The following is a 3,913-nucleotide window of genomic DNA, read 5'->3' as shown; positions in this document are numbered from 1 at the left end:
CGCTAGTCCAGCGCTCGCGCCTGGGCCAGGAACTCCGCCACCGTCAGGGATCCCAGGTCTTGGCCGTGGCGCTGGCGCACGCTCACTGTGCCGGTTGCCTGTTCTTGTTCTCCCACAATGAGCATGAAGGGGATCCTGGCCTTCTCGGCGTTGCGGATCTTTTTGGGCAGGCGGTCGCTGTCGGCATCGATGTGGACGCGGATCCCCTGTTCCCGCAGGTGATCCCGCACCTGGGTGGCATAGCCCAGGTATTGGTCGGAAACGGGCAAAATGCGCACCTGTTCCGGTGCCAGCCAGAAAGGAAAATCCCCGGCATATTCCTCGATGAGGATCCCAATGAGCCGCTCCAGCGAGCCAAAGGGAGCGCGGTGGATCATCACCGGCCGCTGCCGGGATCCGTCTTCGGCTACATAGTACAAATCAAAGCGCTGCGGGTTTTGATAATCCACCTGCACCGTGCCCAACTGCCACTCCCGATCCAGCGCGTCGCGGAAAATAAAGTCCAGCTTTGGCCCGTAGAAAGCCGCCTCCCCAATCCCTTCAAAATGCGGCATTGATAGCTTCTCCACCGCTCGCCGAATGGCATTTTCGGCCATGTCCCACTCTTCCGGGGATCCCAGGTATTTATCGGACTTGGGATCGCGGAAGCTGAGGCGGGCGCGAAAATCCTTGAGTCTGAGCTTCTCGAAAACAACCAGAATGAGATCGACAACCTTGAGAAACTCTTCTTCCAACTGATCGGTGCGGACAAACAAATGGGCGTCGTCCACTGTGAAGCCGCGAACGCGGGTCAAGCCTCCCAATTCCCCCGATTGTTCGTAGCGATAGACGGTGCCGAATTCGGCATAGCGCAGCGGCAAATCGCGGTAGGAGCGCAGCTCCGATTTATAGATTTGGATGTGAAAAGGGCAGTTCATCGGCTTCATGACAAAGCCCTGCTCCGCCGCCCGCGCTTCTTCGCTTTCCGCCATCAGGGGAAACATGTCTTCTCGATACTTTTGCCAGTGGCCGGAGATCTTGAACAGATCCACGCGGGCGATGTGGGGCGTCACCACCGGCAGATAGCCCCGCTTGAGCTGCTCCTGCTTGAGAAAATCCTCCAGCACCCAGCGCAGGGTAGTTCCTTTGGGGGTCCAAAGGGGCAGGCCCGGCCCCACCTCGTCGGAAAAGATGAAAAGGCCCAGCTCCTTGCCCAGCTTGCGGTGATCCCGCCGTTTGGCCTCTTCCAGCCGCCGCTTGTATTCCTTCAGCTCCTCCGGCGTCTCCCAGGCGGTGCCGTAGATGCGTTGAAGCTGGGGCTTGGTCTCGTCCCCCCGCCAATAGGCGCCGGCCACGCTGAGCAGGTCAAAAGCTTTGGGGTTGATCTCCTTAGTGTTTTCCACGTGGGGGCCGGCACAGAGATCCCACCACTCGTCCCCCAGATGATAAATGGTGATCGGCTCGCCTTCGGGGATGCTGTCCAGGATCTCCAACTTGTAAGGCTCGCCGAGGGCTTCAATGCGGCGCCTGGCTTCTTCCCGGCTCACCTCCTCGCGGATCACCGGCAATCCTTTCTTGATGATCGCCTGCATCTCTTTTTTGATGCGCTCCAGATCTTCCGGGGTGAAGGGCTGGGGATGGTCAAAGTCGTAGTAGAAGCCGTAGTCGGTCGTCGGGCCGATGGTGACCTGGGCCTTGGGAAACAGCTTTTGCACCGCCATCGCCAAAACGTGGGAAGTGGTGTGGCGGATGCGCTCCAGCTTGGGAGATTCGTGGGTACGCAGCAGCTTGAGAGGGCTGTTGGCCTGCTGAGGCGACGCGGCTGGTTGAGACATCGGAACCCGCTTAACGACAAAAAAACGACTATCCGTGTCCCTATCTTAGGCTGAGCCCAGGGCAGACGGGATCCCAGGCAGGGGGAATTGCCCCCTCGAACCTCAACCCACAACCCGGCCAGGAAAAAGGGGGGAAAGCACACAGTATTCTAGAAGTGTGGCAACCCCTTCGATTCATGGTCTCTTCGCTCGCCAACCTTGCCGAACGCTCTGCCGCCGCCTCTGAAGCGAAACCGGTCTCCTCTTCTGAATCTGGAGTTGCTCCGGTTATCGCCGCCATCGATGTGGGCAGCAACTCCCTGCACATGGTGGTGGTGCGCATCAACCCCCACATCCCCAGCTTCACCATCATCTCCCGCGAAAAAGCCACCGTCCGCCTGGGAGAGTTTTGCAGCCAGACAGGCGCCCTGACGCCTGCCGCCATGGAACGGGCGCGGGTGGCTCTGGAGCGGTTTTGCCGCCTTGCTGAAAGCTTTCAGGTGCAAGATATTGTTGCGGTGGCCACCAGTGCCGTGCGCGAAGCCCCCAATGGGCCGGAGTTTTTGAAGCGGATCGAGCGGGAGCTGGGCCTGCGGATAGAGCTGATCTCAGGCCAGGAGGAAGCCCGCCGCATCTACCTGGGCGTGCTCTCGGCCATGGAGTTCCACAACCGGCTGCACGCGGTGGTGGATATCGGTGGCGGCTCCACCGAGCTGATTCTGGGCAACGGCCAAGAGCCGGAGTTCCTGCGCAGCATCAAGGTGGGAGCGGTGCGCCTGACCCAAGCGTTTTTGCGCCACGACCCACCCACCCCTGCCGAGCTGCAGGCCCTGCGACAACACATCCGCGGCATGCTGGAAGCTCCCATCGAGCAGATGAGGCGCATCGTTGCTGCTTCCCAACAGCCGGGATCCCTGACCTTGGTGGGCACCTCCGGCACCATCGAGTGCCTGGCCCAGTTGGATGCCCGCCGCCGGTTGGGTGCTCCCCCCACTCGCCTGCAGGGGTATGAGTTCAGCCTGGAAGCCCTGCGGGGCTATGTCAAAGAGCTGCGCTCTCTCACGGTAGCCGAGCGGCAAAAGCTGCCCGGTCTGGGAGAAAGACGCGGGGAGATCATCCTGGCCGGGGCGGTCATCTTGGAGGAGGTGATGAGCCTGCTGGGGGTGGAGCGGATCCAGTTTTGCGAGCGGGCGCTGCGGGAAGGGCTGATCGTAGATTGGATGATCGGCCAGGGGCTCATTGAAGATCGGCTGCGCTACCACAGCTCGGTGCGGCGGCGCAGCGTCCTCAAGTTGGCGGAAAAATATCAGGTGGAGATCCCCTATGCCGAGCGGGTGGCGGAGTTTGCCCTCAGCCTTTTCGATCAAACCCGCGGCATCCTGCACTCCTGGGGATCCCGGGAGCGGGCTCTTCTCTGGGCGGCCGCCATGCTGCACAACTGCGGCCACTTCATCAGCCATGCCGCCCACCACAAGCACTCCTACTATCTGATCCGCCACGGGGAGCTGTTGGGCTTTAACGAAGAAGAGGTGGAGGTGATCGCCAACCTGGCCCGCTACCACCGCAAGTCGCCCCCCAAGAAGAAGCACGAGAACTTCCAGCGCCTCAGCGACGAGCGGGATCGCCAAGTGGTGTTGGAACTTAGCCCCTTGTTGCGCATGGCCTGTGCTCTGGATCGCCGCCGCCTGCAGGCCATCCAAGGGCTCCACTGCCGCTTTCAGCTTCTGGGAGAAGGCCCCCGCCAGATGGAGCTGATTTTGGATCCCAGGCATCCCAACGACGACTGTGCCCTGGAGCTGTGGAGCTTGAACGAGAAGAAAAAGGCCTTCGAGCAACAGTTCAAGCTGCAGGTGATTCCCAAATTATCCACCCAGCTTCAGCGCAGCGCGGATCCCTTTGAGGCAGCCGTCTAGCCAAGGGGCATATAGTCGTTTCAAACAAGACGAAGACACTTTGCCGCTGGCCCTCACCCCCAGCCCCTCTCCCAGAGGGAGAGGGGAGTTAGAGCGGCGCGTTCGCGACAGCATTGCGTAGTAATGACGACGCAGAGAAATGTTTTATTACCATTTGAGATGGCTATAACTACCAGGCTGCCGGTGATCGCCAATAGCTGGGCAATC

Annotated in this window: 2 protein-coding genes; one reads left to right on the top strand and one right to left on the bottom strand. The window is 60.6% G+C overall.

The genetic code is table 11. From position 1 onward, the window contains the following. Positions 1-2: 2 nt before the first annotated feature. The gene (gene thrS, locus NW844_RS12370; protein WP_414336063.1) at positions 3-1,814 is read right to left on the bottom strand and encodes a threonine--tRNA ligase; all 1,812 of its coding nucleotides are present in this window, start codon (positions 1,812-1,814) and stop codon (positions 3-5) included. A gap of 176 nt (positions 1,815-1,990) precedes the next feature. On the opposite strand from thrS, the gene NW844_RS12365 reads away from it, so the two are divergent. After that, positions 1,991-3,706 carry an HD domain-containing protein gene (locus tag NW844_RS12365; RefSeq protein WP_414336061.1) on the top strand — a complete coding sequence of 572 codons (1,716 nt, stop codon included), beginning with the start codon at positions 1,991-1,993 and terminating at the stop codon, positions 3,704-3,706. Positions 3,707-3,913 lie beyond the last annotated feature (207 nt).

The organism is Synechococcus sp. H55.2, assembly GCF_047462495.1.
In the GTDB taxonomy this organism is placed as follows: domain Bacteria; phylum Cyanobacteriota; class Cyanobacteriia; order Thermostichales; family Thermostichaceae; genus Thermostichus.
Note: the sequence above shows the minus strand (reverse complement) of the source record. Positions and strands in the feature narration are given on the sequence as shown.

Excerpts from the sequence above, each read along its gene's own strand:
- thrS (WP_414336063.1), bottom strand. The coding sequence starts at position 1,814 with ATGTCTCAACCAGCCGCGTCGCCTCAGCAGGCCAACAGCCCTCTCAAG.
- NW844_RS12365 (WP_414336061.1), top strand. The coding sequence starts at position 1,991 with ATGGTCTCTTCGCTCGCCAACCTTGCCGAACGCTCTGCCGCCGCCTCT.